This window comes from Megamonas funiformis (genome assembly GCF_010669225.1).
Classification (GTDB): Bacteria; Bacillota; Negativicutes; order Selenomonadales; family Selenomonadaceae; genus Megamonas; species Megamonas funiformis.
In genome coordinates this window covers 1,753,861-1,769,922 of sequence record NZ_CP048627.1, presented here as the reverse complement: position 1 = coordinate 1,769,922, position 16,062 = coordinate 1,753,861, and the positions used below count along the sequence as shown (strand labels likewise).

The 16,062-nt window shown below is 31.5% G+C and carries 18 protein-coding genes; 15 read left to right on the top strand and 3 right to left on the bottom strand.

The genetic code is table 11. The features are described from left to right. Positions 1–4 precede the first annotated feature (4 nt). From GXM21_RS08950 to GXM21_RS08880, 15 genes are all read left to right on the top strand, one after another. Positions 5–604: a peptidylprolyl isomerase gene (locus tag GXM21_RS08950; protein ID WP_008537295.1), complete on the top strand. Its 600-nt coding sequence runs from the start codon at positions 5–7 to the stop codon at positions 602–604. Further along, positions 604–849 (top strand): GIY-YIG nuclease family protein, encoded by a 246-nt coding sequence (locus tag GXM21_RS08945; protein ID WP_008537296.1) that lies wholly within the window; start codon positions 604–606, stop codon positions 847–849. The genes GXM21_RS08950 and GXM21_RS08945 overlap by 1 nt, the downstream gene beginning before the upstream one ends. 84 nt (positions 850–933) lie before the next feature. Further along, positions 934–1,881 carry a nitronate monooxygenase gene (locus GXM21_RS08940; protein WP_008537297.1) on the top strand — a complete coding sequence of 316 codons (948 nt, stop codon included), beginning with the start codon at positions 934–936 and terminating at the stop codon, positions 1,879–1,881. 126 nt (positions 1,882–2,007) lie between these two features. Continuing rightward, positions 2,008–2,910 carry a metal ABC transporter substrate-binding protein gene (locus GXM21_RS08935; protein WP_008537298.1) on the top strand — a complete coding sequence of 301 codons (903 nt, stop codon included), beginning with the start codon at positions 2,008–2,010 and terminating at the stop codon, positions 2,908–2,910. 19 nt (positions 2,911–2,929) lie between these two features. Beyond that, positions 2,930–3,304: a holo-ACP synthase gene (gene acpS / locus GXM21_RS08930; RefSeq protein WP_008537299.1), complete on the top strand. Its 375-nt coding sequence runs from the start codon at positions 2,930–2,932 to the stop codon at positions 3,302–3,304. A 7-nt stretch (positions 3,305–3,311) separates the two neighbouring features. Continuing rightward, positions 3,312–4,868 carry a bifunctional ADP-dependent NAD(P)H-hydrate dehydratase/NAD(P)H-hydrate epimerase gene (locus GXM21_RS08925; RefSeq protein WP_008537300.1) on the top strand — a complete coding sequence of 519 codons (1,557 nt, stop codon included), beginning with the start codon at positions 3,312–3,314 and terminating at the stop codon, positions 4,866–4,868. A gap of 401 nt (positions 4,869–5,269) precedes the next feature. Next, complete coding sequence (locus GXM21_RS08920) at positions 5,270–5,644, top strand: type II toxin-antitoxin system PemK/MazF family toxin (RefSeq protein WP_008537301.1); 375 nt, start codon at positions 5,270–5,272, stop codon at positions 5,642–5,644. 148 nt (positions 5,645–5,792) lie between these two features. Then, positions 5,793–6,659 (top strand): ComEC/Rec2 family competence protein, encoded by an 867-nt coding sequence (locus GXM21_RS08915; protein WP_008537302.1) that lies wholly within the window; start codon positions 5,793–5,795, stop codon positions 6,657–6,659. Between the two features lie 26 nt (positions 6,660–6,685). Then, positions 6,686–6,904 (top strand): DUF3006 domain-containing protein, encoded by a 219-nt coding sequence (locus GXM21_RS08910; protein ID WP_008537303.1) that lies wholly within the window; start codon positions 6,686–6,688, stop codon positions 6,902–6,904. Between the two features lie 18 nt (positions 6,905–6,922). Next, positions 6,923–7,954 (top strand): N-acetylmuramoyl-L-alanine amidase family protein, encoded by a 1,032-nt coding sequence (locus GXM21_RS08905; RefSeq protein WP_008537305.1) that lies wholly within the window; start codon positions 6,923–6,925, stop codon positions 7,952–7,954. Positions 7,955–7,982: 28 nt separating this feature from the next. Continuing rightward, a complete protein-coding gene (locus GXM21_RS08900; protein WP_008537306.1) occupies positions 7,983–8,591 on the top strand; it encodes a GerMN domain-containing protein in 609 nt (202 codons plus the stop codon). 29 nt (positions 8,592–8,620) lie between these two features. Further along, positions 8,621–9,505: an aldose 1-epimerase family protein gene (locus GXM21_RS08895; RefSeq protein ID WP_008537307.1), complete on the top strand. Its 885-nt coding sequence runs from the start codon at positions 8,621–8,623 to the stop codon at positions 9,503–9,505. A 45-nt stretch (positions 9,506–9,550) separates the two neighbouring features. Then, positions 9,551–10,096 carry a beta-class carbonic anhydrase gene (locus GXM21_RS08890; protein ID WP_008537308.1) on the top strand — a complete coding sequence of 182 codons (546 nt, stop codon included), beginning with the start codon at positions 9,551–9,553 and terminating at the stop codon, positions 10,094–10,096. 134 nt (positions 10,097–10,230) lie between these two features. Next, complete coding sequence (locus GXM21_RS08885; protein ID WP_008537309.1) at positions 10,231–10,878, top strand: hypothetical protein; 648 nt, start codon at positions 10,231–10,233, stop codon at positions 10,876–10,878. Between the two features lie 29 nt (positions 10,879–10,907). After that, entirely contained in the window at positions 10,908–12,176 is a 1,269-nt protein-coding gene (locus GXM21_RS08880) for a hypothetical protein (RefSeq protein WP_008537310.1), read from the top strand. Between the two features lie 53 nt (positions 12,177–12,229). On the opposite strand, the gene GXM21_RS08875 is transcribed toward GXM21_RS08880, so the two are convergent. From GXM21_RS08875 to GXM21_RS08865, 3 genes are all read right to left on the bottom strand, one after another. Then, positions 12,230–13,645 (bottom strand): aminopeptidase, encoded by a 1,416-nt coding sequence (locus GXM21_RS08875; RefSeq protein WP_008537311.1) that lies wholly within the window; start codon positions 13,643–13,645, stop codon positions 12,230–12,232. Between the two features lie 130 nt (positions 13,646–13,775). Then, complete coding sequence (locus GXM21_RS08870; RefSeq protein WP_008537312.1) at positions 13,776–14,876, bottom strand: dipeptide epimerase; 1,101 nt, start codon at positions 14,874–14,876, stop codon at positions 13,776–13,778. Positions 14,877–14,900: 24 nt separating this feature from the next. Then, the gene (locus tag GXM21_RS08865; protein WP_008537313.1) at positions 14,901–16,031 is read right to left on the bottom strand and encodes an amidohydrolase; all 1,131 of its coding nucleotides are present in this window, start codon (positions 16,029–16,031) and stop codon (positions 14,901–14,903) included. Positions 16,032–16,062 lie beyond the last annotated feature (31 nt).

Genomic DNA, 16,062 nt, shown 5'->3' with positions numbered 1-16,062 from the left:
TGAGATGAAAAAATTTATATTTTTATGTTTATTAGCATCTGTATTTACCTTATCTTTATTTACAAGTAATGGTATTGCAGAGCAACAAATAAATTCTAATGAACAAATAGGAAAGGAAGTTCAATCAATGAGTAAAAATCGTATTGCAGTATTTGAAACAAATATGGGTACTTTTGAAATTGAATTATTCGAAGATAAAGCACCAATCACAACAGGTAATTTTATCGACTTAGCAGAACATAATTTTTATGATGGTTTAATTTTCCATCGTGTAATTGATGGTTTCATGATTCAAGGTGGAGACCCTAATGGCAATGGTACAGGTGGTCCTGGTTACACAATTAAAGATGAATTCCACAAAGATTTAAGACATGATGGCCCTGGCGTATTATCCATGGCAAATGCTGGCCCTAATACAGGTGGTTCTCAGTTCTTCATCACTTTAGATAAAACTCCATGGCTTGATGGTCATCATGCTGTTTTTGGTAAAGTAGTAAAAGGCATGGACGTAGTGGAAGCTATTGGTCATGTACAGACTGATTTTATGGATAAACCTATCGAAGATGTAGTTATTAATAAAATAGAAATCAAAGATGCTGAATAATGAATTGTTATACGTATATGGTACAATGCAGTGATGGTACTTTATATACAGGTTGGACAAATGATTTAAAAAAGCGTCTAGAAAAACACAATGCCGGCAAAGGTGCTCGCTATACACGTGGGCGTTTGCCGGTTAAATTAGTTTATTATGAAGTTTTTGCCACAAAAAGCGAAGCTATGAAGCGTGAAACTCAAATAAAAAAATTATCACGCAAGCAAAAATTATTATTTATAATTAATCCCTAATGATTTAGTATGGATTTTATGATATACTAAAATAAGATTTGAATTAAAATTGAGCAAAAAGATTTTTCATTTAGGAGGATTATAATGGCAAAGTCTATTACTGAAGTTTTAGGTATAAAATATCCAATTATTCAAGGCGGTATGGCTTGGATTTCTGATGCAAAACTTGCAGCAGCTGTTTCTAATGCTGGCGGTGCAGGTATTATTTCTTGTGGTGGTAGAACTACAGAATATGTTCGCGAAGAAATCCGCAAAGCAAAACAATTAACAGATAAACCATTTGGTGTAAATGTAATGCTCATGGCACCAAATAAAGATGAAATCGTAGATGTTATCTGCGAAGAAAAACCTGCTTTTGTTACTTTGGGTGCAGGAAATCCAGTTCCATATTTTGCAAAATTAAAAGAAGCAGGCATAAAAGTAATTCCTGTAATTCCAAATGTAAAACTTGCAAAACGTGTAGCAGCTGCTGGTGCTGATGCTATGGTAGCAGAAGGTATGGAAGCTGGCGGTCATATTGGCGTATTGACTACAATGGCTCTTATGACACAAGTAATTCCAGAGATAAAAGATATTCCAGTTGTTATGGCTGGTGGCTTCGGCGATGGTCGTGGTTTAGCAGCAGCTATGCTCATGGGTGCTGGCGGTGTACAGATGGGTACTCGTTTCTTAGTAGCAGAAGAATGTTCTGTTCATGAAAATATGAAACAAAAATTAATTGAAGCTGTAGATACAGATACTATTGTTACAGGTCTTACTCTTGGTGGTGCTGTACGTGGTATTAAAAATAAATTCTCTACAGAATTTGTACAAAAAGAAAATGAAGGTAAAACTTCTAAAGAAGAACTTATTCGCATGGCAACAGGTACAAATAAATTAGCAGCTGTTGAAGGTGATGTAGTAAATGGTATGATGCAGGCTGGTCAATCTTTGACTGTTTTACAAAAAGTAGAACCTGTAGCTACAATCATTGAAGATATCATGAAACAAGCTCGCGAAACATTATCTGCTGCAGCAACTATTAAACTTTGATATAAATTAATTTAGTGGCGAGTATATCGAGGATTTTATCCTTGGTAGTATCGCCACATTTTATATAATTTTGTATATATATTGGTGATGATTGAGGAAAAATAAAATCTTAAAGGAGTTTTTATTTTGAAAAAATTATTATTAGTGGTTTTGAGTTTGATGACAATGATGGTGTTTACAGCTTGTGGTAGTGAAAAGACAAGTACAAGTCAAGAGGATAAAGCAAATTCAGAGGATAAAATAAAAATTGTTACATCTTTTTATCCAATTTATATAGAAACTTTGAATGTTACAAAAGGAATTGATGGGGTAGTTGTAGAAAATATGACTAAACCACAAACAGGTTGTTTACATGATTATCAAATGACGCCAGCTGATATGAAAAAGTTAGAGAATGCAGATGTTTTCATAGCTAATGGAGCTGGTATGGAATCTTTTTTACAAGATGTAATTGATAATCAGAAGAATTTAAAAGTTGTTGAAGCTGCTAAAGGCATCGAATTATTAGCAGATGAACATGGAGAAAATCCACATGTGTGGGTTAGTGTATCTAATTGCATGACACAAGTACAGACAATTGCTGATGAATTGAGTAAATTGGATCCTGAACATGCAGATGCTTATCAGAAAAATGCCAAAGAATATATTGCTAAATTGGAAGATTTAAAACAAGATATGCACAATCAGATTGATAATTTACCACATAAAGATATTGTTACATTCCATGAAGCATTTCCTTATTTTGCTAAAGAATTTAATTTAAATATTGTTGGTGTAATTGAACGTGAACCAGGAACAGCGCCAACACCTAGTGAATTAGATGAAATTATTGCACAAGTAAATGATTTACAGGCAAAGGCTTTATTTGCAGAACCACAATATTCATCAACAGCAGCCAAAACGATTGCCAATGAAACAGGAGCTAAAGTTTATACCTTAGATCCTGTAGTAACAGGAGAAAATGATCTTGATGCTTATATCGAGGCTATGAAACAAAATGCACTTACATTACAAGAGGCATTAAAATAAAATAAAGGGTGAAGTATGAATGATAAAGGGTACAGGTGTTGATATCATAGAAATATCAAGAATAGAAAAATCCTTAACCAATGAAAAATTTGTCGAGCGCATTTTTACAAAAAAAGAACAGGAATATTGTAATTCCAGAAAACAAATGGCAGTTTTTTCTTATGCAGCTAGATTTGCAGCTAAAGAAGCTGTAGTAAAAGCGTTAGGTACAGGTATATCTGGTGGAGGATTGTGGACTGATATTGAGATATTACCAGATGATGATGGAGCACCACATGTAAAACTTTATGGATATTTTGCATATATAGCTACAAAAAGAAAGATATATAATATTTTTATCTCCTTGAGTCATTGCAAAGAATATGCAGTAGCTCAAGCTATTTTGGAGGGATAATGATAATATGAAAATTGCATCTGCTGAACAAATGAGACAAATTGATAATGAAGCGATTAATCAGTTTGGTATACTAGAAATAGCTTTAATGGAAAATGCAGGGCATGAAATAGCAAAAGAAGCTATGAATTTATGCAAAGATATAGCTATAGCTAGACAGAGCTATTGTATTTTAGCTGGTTGTGGTAATAATGGCGGAGATGGCTTTGTAGCAGCTAGACATTTAATGAATAATGGTGCAAAAGTTAAGATTTTTATTTTAGGAAATACAGAACATTTTACACCATCTGCTAAAATTAATTACAATGTTTTAGTGAATATGAAAGCTGAAATATACCATATTGTTTCTGAACGTGATTGGAATCGTTTGCAAATATCAATAACTTTTTCTGATTGTATTATTGATGCTTTGCTAGGTACAGGTATTCATGGACAATTACGAGAAAACATTAAAAAATGTATCCAAATAGTAAATACTTCGAATAGACCTGTTTTATCAATAGATATGCCAAGTGGTGTTAATGCTAATACAGGAGTAGTGGAAAGTGATGCTATTTTTGCCACTACTACAATTACTTTTGGTTTACCAAAAATTGGTTTGATTATGTATCCTGGTTGCAAACATACGGGTAATATAATCGTAAAAACCATTGGCATACCAAATGATTTATTGACTAAAGAAGATATAAAACAAGAAGCTATAGATGAAGCTTTTGTAAAAGCACATTTAGCTTCAAGAGCAGATGATGTATATAAAGGTTCTTGTGGAAAAGTTTTAACTTTGGCAGGTTCAACAGGTTATACAGGCGCTGCTTGTTTATCTAGCCAAGCTGTATTAAAAATAGGTGCTGGCATATCTACACTTATTTCTGCTGAAAGTTTATATGATATTTTATCCATGAAAAATACAGAAGTCATGGTAAAACCATTGCCAGAAATATTGCCTGGCGTGTTAGGCGATAGTGCTATGGAAAATATAAAAGATATAGCTAAAGATTTTGATGTAGTTTTAATGGGACCTGGACTTGGTAGAAATGATGAAACATGTCAAATGGTAAGAAAATTAGCTATTGATTTAGATAAACCTTTAGTATTAGATGCTGATGCTATTTTTGCTTTTAGCCAAGCACCTGATGAATTAAAGAAAATAAAGCAAGTGCCAATACTCACACCTCATTTGGGTGAAATGGCAAACCTATTGCATATCACTATTTCAGATTTAAAAGATAATCTTTGGGAAATAGCTAGAAAAGCAGCAGAATATTTTAATGCAATATTTGTGTTGAAAAGTGAAAAAACACTTGTTGTTTATCCAGACGGAAATATATTTGTAACTACAGTTGGCAATGCAGGTATGGCAACAGCCGGCAGTGGTGATGTTTTAGCTGGTACAATAGCAGGTATTGTAGCTGAAAAATTAGCTGGAAAAATGTCAGCGCCGGTAGGCGTTTATTTACATGGACTTGCTGGTGATTTAGCTGGAGAAAATGGACAGGCTGGTTTAATAGCAGGAGATATTTTATTAAATCTGTCTAAAGCTCGTAAACAAATAGACAATAAATAAGGTACTAATTGAGATAATATTTGTAATAAAGGGCAATAGTTCACTATTTTGGACATATAGTAAAATTTATTGCCCTTATAACAAAAATTTAGCTTGATTTTGTAAAACTATTTTGCAAACAAATAGTAAAAAAGATGTATGCTTATTAAAAATATGTTATAATGAGCTTAGTTGATAGGAAAATATAGGATTTTTAAATAAGCAAGAAGCTTAAGTCAAGACAGTTTGTTATACTAGAAGTAATTTTTATAAAAATCAATGATATTAGCAATTTCTTAATATGTTGGAGGAAACATATTAAATATAAATGGCTACAAAGTCGCGTTAGTCATATTTTATTTAGAAAAGGAGTTGAAAGCCTGAGGCAAGAGCGAAATTTATTATTTAATAAATTTCTTGTAATGGTGTATCCGCTGAGAAGAAATGAGATTGTAAAGCGTGGCGATATATATTATGCTAATTTAAGCCCAGTAATTGGCTCAGAGCAAGGTGGACTACGACCAGTACTCATTGTACAAAATGATATTGGTAATAAATATAGTCCAACTATTATAGTAGCTGCAATTACTGCCAAATTAGGTAAGACACATATGCCTACACATGTTGATTTGCCTGCAAAATACTGCAACTTAGAACGAGATTCTATGGTATTGTTAGAACAATTACGTACTATTGATAAATCTCGATTGAGTAAGAAAGTTACCACGCTGGATAAAAATTTTATGCAGGAAGTAAACAAGGCATTAATGATTAGTTTAGGGCTAGTTAAGTTCTAAAATAAATTGATTAAAAAAGTAAAACGAATTGTCTATACATAAAAAATTTTATATAATAGTTGATGTATGCGGAGTGCTCCTGATGATTTTAAGGAGCACTTTTGCTATATAACTTAATATCAAATTAAATTGGTGAAAGGTTGATAGAATGAAAAAGATTGTTGCCTTATTGATGATTTTGTGCAGTTTATTTTTATGGGGTTGTGGAAAAGATAATGCTACACAGTCAGCAAATAAAGACGAAGCTTTAAAAATAGAGATGTTAGATATCGGTCAAGGTGATGCAACGCTTATACAGACAAAAGAACAAACTATCATGATTGATACAGGCGATATTGATGAACGTGATAATTTAGTTAAATTATTGAAGGAAAGAAATATTACAACTATTGATAAATTAATCATAACTCATCCGCATGCAGACCATTTGGGTGGAGCTTATGCAGTATTTAAGAATTTTGAAGTCAAAGAAGTTTATGATAATGGAGACCCTACAACAACACAAACTTATAAGACTTATTTAAAAAATATAAAAGAGAAAAAAATAAAATATCAACAATTATCAGCAAATGATGAATTAGATTTTGGCAGTGGTGTAAAATTCAAAGTTTTTAGCCCTACAAAACAGATGTTAAAATCTGGAGATGATTTAAATAATAATTCTTTAGTTGGTCAATTAAAATACAATGATTTTACAATGATGTTCACAGGAGATGCTGAAAAAGAAGCTGAAGAAAATATGGTGAAAACATATGGTAGTGAGCTCGCTTCATTAGTATTAAAATCTCCTCATCATGGCAGTAGAACATCTTCAAGTGAAGCTTTTCTAAAACAAGTAGATGCTAAAACTGTATTGATTTCTTTAGGTGCTGGTAATGAATATGGACATCCGCATAAACAAACTATGGAACGTTATAAAAAATTGGGTATGAAAGTATATGAAACAGATAAAAATGGTTCTATTACTATAACAAGTGATGGTAGTAAAGATTATAAAATTACTACAGAAAAATAAAATATAAATAAAATCGAGGCAAAGATATGATAAGTGCTGTTATTGATAGATTTGAAGAAGATAAAGTTGTATTATTAGTAGGGGAAGATGAACAAAAAGTTGTTTTCCCTAAGAATTTATTAGATGAGAATTTAAAGGAGGGAGATTATTTATCTATAGATATTAAATATGATGAAGTAGCTACAAAAAAAGCTGTAGCAGAAATAGAAGATTTATTAAAGTCCTTAAAAAATGATAATAAATAAATTAAAGAGGTAGTAAGAGTGTATAATTTATTAAAAAAGGTAATTTTATGTTCAGTTGTTTTGTTGCTCATGGTCATACCAAATATTTCTTTGGCTAAAAGTAGTGTAAATGTAGAAAAAATTTCTCATAATCTTATGACTTCAGAGCAAGGAGATACGTATCTTCATATAGAAATAAATACTAATAGAGAAGTAAAAAACTTTTCTATTCAGGAAAATCCTAATAATAAATATCAATTGATTTTTAATATAGAAGATGCTCAAATAAGTAATATATCAAGACAAGAAAAATTAGATGGAAATATCGCTAAAAAAGTATTTTTACAAGAAAAAAAGGATACAGTTCAAGGAAAAATATATTTACAAGAAGAAGTAAATAATAATTATAAAATATATAGTTTAGGTAAAAAAGGTATAGCAATCGACATTTTTAATAGTGTAGTAAATACTCCTGTAGCTAGTGATGTAGCTTTGAGTAATGTAAAAAATAAAATAATTACTATTGATCCAGGTCATGGAGGTTCTGATTCTGGAGCTGTAGGACCTAATGGATATACAGAAAAAGAGGGAACTTTTGCTATATCTCAAAAAGTAGCTTCTATTTTAAATCAATCAGGAGCTAAAGTGGTTATGACTAGAGATAGTGATGTCGATGTTTATGGTCCAAATGCTTCTGCAAGAAATGAATTACAAGCACGTGTTGATGTAGGAAATAATGCAAATTCAGATATATTTGTTAGTATTCATTGCAATGCTTTTGTAAATCCTGCTGCAAATGGTACACAGACATTTTATTATGGTTCTAGCTATCAAGGACAAAGATTAGCACAAAGTATTCAAGAAAAAATGATTGAAGCTAATGGCTTGCGTGATAGAGGCATTTCCACTTGTAATTTTTATGTAGTAAAACATTCTTATATGCCAGCTGTACTCATTGAAACAGCTTTTATTACTAATTATGACGAAGAAGCTTTATTAAGTGATGATGAATGGCAAACAACAATGGCAAAAGCTATAGCAGAAGGTATTAACGAATATTTTAGCAATTAATTAATATAATTTGAGAGGCGAAAAAATAATGAGAGTAAAAATAAAATCTATAAAAGGTTTATTAGCAGTTTTAGCAATATCTATTTTAACAATTACTTCTGGTTGTACAGAACAAGGTACGAATTTAGAAAAAAGTTCTTCTAGCTCTGTACAGGAAAATGTAAATAAAGAAGTAAGTTCTTCTAGCACTAGTGCAAGTGATATGGAACAAACAAACGAAAAGAAAGTATCTGGTGTTACAATTTATTTCCCTGATGCTAATGGTGAAAAATTAATTCCAACACAAAGACAGATAAATTTAAATCGTGAAGATAAATATAAAGCTGTTGTACAAGCATTAATAGATGGACCTATTTCTGATAAAGAAGGTATCTATATCATGCCAAAAGATACACAAGTTTTATCGGTTAAAGTAAATAATAATATTGCCACTGTTGATTTTAATAAAGCATTTAAAACAAATTTCACAGGTGGTTCTACTGGGGAATTGATGTTGATTGGCTCTATTGTAAATTCTTTAACAGAATTCAAAGATATAAAAGCAGTTCGCTTTACTGTTGAAGGAAAAGTATTAGAAGCATTAGATAATCATTTAGATTTAACAGTACCTCAAGAACGCATGGGAGATTTGTTATAAAAAATAAAACATAAGAAGGTGTTTTTTTCATGTTAAAAACGTTAGAAAATGATATTTTACGCCTCACTGTAGATACTCATGGTGCTGAAATTCATAGCCTTGTAGCTAAAGATACAGGTATTGAATATATTTGGCAGGCTGACCCTAATTACTGGCAAAGACATGCGCCAATCTTATTTCCTATTGTTGGTAAATTAAAAAATGGTCAATATGAATATGATGGAACTGTTTATCGTATGCCAGGTCATGGTTTTGCTCGTGATAAAGAATTTGAGTTTAGCGGACAAACAGAAAATTCTTTGGAATACACATTGACTTATGATGAAGATACATTGAGAATGTATCCATTTAAGTTTAAATTGACAGTTACCTATACTATTAATTTTGCAGAAGTAAAAGTTTCATGGAAAGTAGAAAATCTTGATACAAAAGAAGATATGTATTTTTCCATTGGTGCTCACCCTGCATTTAATTGTCCAATTGGCGTTGAAGGCTCTTTTGATGAACATGAACTCGAGTTTGAACAGACAGAAGCTAATCCATTGACTTCTTATCATGTAAATTCTGCAGGAGTATTTGATGGCGGAGTAGCTCCAGTAAAACTTGTTTATGGTAAAGTATTGCGCTTAAACCATGATTTATTTATTGAAGATGCTCTAGTATTTAAAAAATTATTTTCTGAAGAAGTGAAATTAACTAATACAGCAAATAATCATTTTGTAAAAGTTAATTTCAAAGGTTTTCCATATCTCGGCATTTGGACAAAACCAGTGAAAGCACCATTTTTATGCATTGAACCATGGTATGGTTTAGCTGATAGCACTCAAAAAACAGATTTTTCCAATAAAAAAGGTATATTGCATTTAGCACCAAGTAAGCAATTTGATGCTTCTTATACTATTACTATTGGATAGTCTATAAATTAAATAAATAAAAAAGGAGCTTGGATAAGAAGATATATGACGCTTTTAGATGAAGTTTTACAGGCAAATCAAGCTTATCTTGAACATACACAAGAAGTGAATACTTGGAGTAAATATCCACAAAAACATCTAGCTATTGTTAGTTGTATGGATACACGTTTGGTTGAATTGTTAGAGCCAGCACTTGGTATTCGTCGCGGTGAAGTCAAAATGATAAAAACGGCAGGCAATACAATAACTAGTAAATTTGATGATGTAATTCGCAGTTTGTTAGTTTGCATTTATCAATTTGATATCAAGGAAATTATGGTTATTGGTCATTATGGTTGTGGTATGGCAACAGCTACTTCAAAAGAATTGATTGATACTATGATAAAACGTGGTATTGATGGAAAAGCTATTGATAAAATAAAAGATGAATTATCCCAATGGATTGATACATTTCACAATCCTAAGGATAATGTGGAAAAAAGCGTAGCAAGTATACATGAAAATCCATTAATTCCTAATGAAATCCCCGTACATGGTTTAATCATTAATCCAGATACAGGAAAAGTTGATGTGGTAGTAAATGGTTATTAAGGATAGATAAATAAAACAGAGTATAGCTTATCGAAAGAAAAGTTATACTCTGTTTTTATTTTGTGATAGTCTTAAATATTTATGATATAATTAATAATAATTTGTGGATATTAATAGTTAATGGAGGTTTTTTTATGAATAATATAATCAAAATATGTATAATTTTTACGTTACTTAGTTTCTTGCCCTCGATATCTACAGCTCAAGTGTCTAGTGAATATATGGGAGATAAAAAACAAACATATAGTTTAGCTTATCCAGTAGTAGATATAGAGGATAAAAAGATTGAAGACAAAATAAATGAAGATATTGAAGCACAGCTTGAAGATTTAAAAGAAAAGATAGAAAAACATGTATATAGCAAAGTTGATATGACTTATTATGAAAAATATGAAGATGATAATATTATTTCTTTGATGTTTTATGTGAATAAGAAAAAGAAATTCTCTAATAGTATGGAATTAGAAGGTTATACTATCACATATGATAAACATACTGGTGAACGTGTACCTATGAGTAGATATCTAAATATCAATTTAGAACAATTGCAAGATGCTTTGAATAACAGCCAAGCTTATGCAGTTGATGGTTTAGATAATGGTGTTAATTTATCAAAAAGAATACCATATGTAAGTCATAATTATTTTATTTGTCATGATGGTTCAATAGGTTTATTGTATCAAGCTGGCGATTTGATGGAAGTGGAAGCTGGTGTTTGCAAGATTGTAGTATCACCAGAAACTATTGCCAAAGTAAATGAACTAAATAAAGCTAATGAATAAAAATAAAATATAAAGTGGGTGATAGTGTCATGGAAGATTATGGATTATTAGCCATTTTAGTTTTTTTAATATTTTTGTTGACAGTAGGTTTAATAATAACAAAAAAAGTAGAATTTGTACGTGCTTTGCCAGCTTTTGGTATAGTTACAGCGATATTAGCTGGCACTCCCATAACAGGCAGTGAATATAGCATTGCTGATTATGTTATTGCAAAAGGAGCTACGACTTTAGCTGAGCCGATGTTTATTTATATTTTAAGTGTGATGCTAGCAATATTTATTGTAGAATTTAAATTAGATGAGAGTATAAATCATTTATGTTTAAAGTATTTGCAAAATAATTTAAAAGGTATCTTATGGGTAGTAGCTATTTTGACAATAATAGTTTCTAGTATAATAACAAATTTTAGTTCGATAATTTTGATTGCGATTATATTTATGCCTATTTTGTTAAAAATAGGATTTAATAAGCAAGGTTCAGTCGTGTTGTTATTATTATCTAATGCGATAGGTAGTTGCTTAAATTCTGGATATCATATTTTGTACGCTAATTTATTATCATGGAATATTGATAAAGTAAAAGATTTTTATTATATCATGGCAGTTGTTGGCGTTATAGCTTTAGTTTTTTATATTTTCTTGAACAGTAAATATGTTAAAGATATTGAAAGCATAGATTATGAGCAGAAAAATATAAAAGTAAATTGGCAGGGATTATGTACTATTTTCATACCGTTTATAGCTGTTTTTGGCTTTAAATTAAATATTGAAACAGGTTTAATTTTAGCCTTATCTTATGGTTTTTTAGCTATGGGCTCCAAACAGCCATTTATGGATATGTTGGAATTATTGAAGGTTAGTATTTATAAATCTACGAGGGTTATTATTTTATTATCAAGTGTGGGGATTTTTATGCATGCTGTGAAGACTCCAGAAGTTGTAGATTTAATGGCACCGTTATTATTGCATTTAATGCCAAAATCGCCAACGCAATGTCTATTATTTTTCACGATATTATCACCACTTGTTTTATACAAAGGACCTTTCAACTTGCAAGGTATGGGGGCAGGTCTAAGTGCTGTGATAATATCTTCAACATCTATGAATCCTATGGTATTAGGTATGGCACTATTATCGTTGAATAATTTGAGAAAAATGATGGACCCTTTAGATGTGCAAAATATAGCTTTGATGCAATATGTAGATGTGGATACTAATTTAGTTATCAAGAAAATTTTGCCTTATGCTTTGAGTATAAATTATATTATGTTGTTTTATGCCTTAGTAGCTGTTGTATAAAAATAATAAAAAATGCCTTCTTAAAGTTTTTAGCTTTAGAAGGCATTTTTATTTTAAGCGTCTTTTAAGAAAGCGCTATATCCTTTTTTAGTTTCATAAACATCAATTTTGCTAGTGATTTCCCATGGGGAATGCATATTCAATACAGCAACACCACTATCTATTACTTGCATACCATATAGAGCCATGATATAAGCGATTGTTCCGCCACCGCCTAAGTCTACACGACCAAGCTCAGAAAATTGAATAGCTACATTATTTTTTTCCATGATAGCACGGATATTGCCGAGATATTCAGCATTAGCATCATTAGAGCCAGATTTTCCACGAGCTCCTGTGAATTTATTAAATGCCATACCATGACCAAGGTAAGCGATATTTTTCATATCAAAAGAACCTTTATACAAAGCATCATATGCAGAAGTTACATCAGAAGATAACATTTTGCAATTAGCAAGACAACGTCTTAATGTTAAATCGTTATATTGACCAAGTAAATTTAAAACTTCAGCTACTGCATTTTCAAAGAAGCGAGATTGCATACCAGTAGCACCTACAGAACCGATTTCTTCTTTATCTACAAGAAGACAACAAGCTGTGCGAGTCATATTTTTAGTTTCAAGCATAGCTACTAAAGAAGTATAAGCGCAAACTCTATCATCTTGACCATAAGAGATGAGCATACTACGGTCAAAACCAGCTTCTCTAGCACGACCAGCAGGTACTACTTCAAGTTCAGCAGAGAGGAAATCTTCTTCTTCGATATCGTATTTTTTGCCAACGATTTTTAAAACATTTGCTTTTACAGCATCTTTTTCAGCGCCATCAAGAGGAATAGAGCCAACTAAGATATCGAGGTTTTCACCTTCAATGACTTTAGCTGCATTTTTTTGCATTTGTTCTTGTGCTAAATGAATTAATAAATCTGTTACGCAAAATACAGGGTCATTATCATCTTCACCGATATTGATATCAAGAACAGTTCCATCTTTTTTGGCTACAACGCCATGGATAGCAAGTGGAACAGTAACCCATTGATATTTTTTGATACCACCATAATAATGTGTATCCATATAAGCAAGTCCACCATCTTCATAAAGTGGATTTTGTTTGATATCAAGGCGAGGACTATCGATATGAGCACCTAGAATATTCATGCCATTTTCCATAGGTTCAGAACCGATATTGAATAATACAACAGATTTATTCATACATACGGAATAAACTTTATCACCAGCTTGAAGTGTTTCTTTATTAGTGATGATATCTTTTAAATCTCTATAACCAGCTCTTTGAGCTTGGAAAATAATTTCTTTTACACATTCACGTTCTGTTTTGCATTTACTTAAAAAATGACGATAGTTTAAGCAAAGTTTCTCTAATGCTTTTTTTTCAGAAGCGGAATAATTATTCCAAATATCTTTTTTAGCATTTTTTAATGCTTTTTTATCTTTTTTTTCTTTAGCCATATATAAACACCTCTTAAATGATAATTATTATATGCATAACAATTTTATTATAGCAAAGATTAAAATAAAATTTAATTATTAATTGAGATTTTTTATAAAGATACAAAAAAAGGCTAGAATTTTCTAGCCTTTATTTTATTTCAGTGATAAATTCCCAGTCTTTGATATTTGTTATACCAAGACCATTGTTTTCATTTAAAATGATATGATTTTGTTTATAGGATATACCACCAACTATAGGGTCTGTGGCAAGTAAATCAGCTGCATCTAAATCTGCTTTAGTGATGATGGATTTACTACCAGCTAGACTAGCAGATGCTGTAATGCCTACTTTGGACTCGAGCATACAACCCATCATACATTCAACGCCACAAATTTTTGCCATATCAGCGATTTTTAAAGCATTGTGAATACCGCCAGCTTTCATGAGCTTGATATTGATTAAATCGCAAGCTCTTTTAGCGAGAAGTTCAAATACTTCATATGTGCCAAAAGCTGATTCATCAGCCATGATAGGAGTATCTACATTATCTGTTACGAATTTTAGACCTACAGTATCATGAGCGATTACAGGTTGTTCAATGAGTTCAATATTTAAATTTTTATCTTCAAATTGGCGAATTAAACGAACAGCTTCTTTAGATTTCCAACCTTGATTGGCATCTAGGCGAATGTTTATTTCATTGCCTACAGCATTTCTAATGGCAATAATGCGTTTAAAATCTAAAGTTGAGTCGTTGCCAACTTTGATTTTTAAATCAGTATAACCATTACTTACAGCTTCAAGAGCATCTTGAGCCATGATTTCAGGTTCGCGTAGGCTAATTGTTAAATCAGATTTTATATCTGTGCGATAGCCACCTAATAATTTATATAATGGCAAATTGCACATTTGAGCGAATAAATCGTAAATAGCGATATCTATAGCAGCTTTAGCAGAAGAATTATGAAGCATTGCTTTATCAATTTGATTGCAGATGGTTTCTAATTCGCAAATATCTAAGCCAATTAATTTAGGTGCAATGATATCATGAATGGCAGAGACTACAGACGCTTGACTATCTCCTGTGATGACAGCAGTTGGCGGAGCATTGCCAAAACCTATATTTCCTGTATCAGTGATTATTTTTATGATGATATCTTCGGCAAAGTCAACACGGCGCAGGGCTGTTATAAAAGGTTTTTTTAAGGGAATTTTGACTTTGCCAATTTGAATTTTTATGATTTTCATAATGAATAAGACCTCGAAATATGATTATTTTTCAAATAGCACATCAATCGCAGTCATTGCCATAGCTTTAGCACCGATTAATGCTTGTTTTTTCGCATATTCAGAACCACTGGCATTAGTAAATTCTAAAGTGTGAACAAATAAATTATTGCCAATGCAAATAGTAGGTTGACAAGTTCTAGTAACATGACTAACATTGCCTACATCAGTAGAGCCATCAGCAAAATCATCAGGAAGTAGAGTGTATTTTTCACCAAGTAGAGAGAAATTTTCTTGATAATATTGATTTAATAGTTTATCACTGCGCAAGTTTTTATAAAGTGGCTCATAGTGATGCATTTTTAACTGTGTTTGATGTTTTAGCGCTATTTTTTGTGCTAATTTTTTGATTTGTGGAAGCATGACTTCTTCTAAATAATCTGTATCAAGACTGCGAATAGTAGCTCTTAGTGTAGCTTTAGCTGGAATGATATTAGGAGCTATGCCACCATCTGTGATAATTGTGCCAATGATATTAGGTTTAGTGAAGCTTTGTTTAAGTTTTTTAAATTCTTGATAAAAATCTACAAGTGCATCTAAAGCATTAATACCGTGATATACAGGGTCAGCGACATGAGCTTCTTTGCCTAGAAATGTTATTTCTAAAGGGTGAGTGGCAAAAGAGGTGCCACCGATAGTTGTTTTATCATCAGGGTGAATGATTAAGCATGCTTGTAAATCATCAAAATAACCATTATCAGCAATGTTTAATTTAGCGCCAATAGTTTCTTCAGCAGGACAGCCAAAGATTACTGTTTGGGCAATTTTATCTGTTACAGTATTGAAAGCTAATCCAGCCCCTAGACTCATCAAAGAAATGAGATTATGACCACAGCCATGACCAATATCAGGAAGGGCATCATATTCAGCTAAAAAGCCGATTTTTTTATCTCCATTTCCTTTAGTAGCAATAAAAGCAGTAGAAAATGTGTCTTTGAGAATAGGCGTGAATATAAATTGAAATTCTTCTAAAAGTTTTTTGAGATAATTTACCGCTTTTATTTCTTGCATGCTGATTTCAGGATGTTGATGAAGATAATCAGCAAGTTTGGATAAGACGGGTTCGAGTTTATCAATTTCTTGACAGACTAATTGTTTTAAATCTTGTTTGTACATAAATAAAATCTTTCTAAAAATAAAATTAATT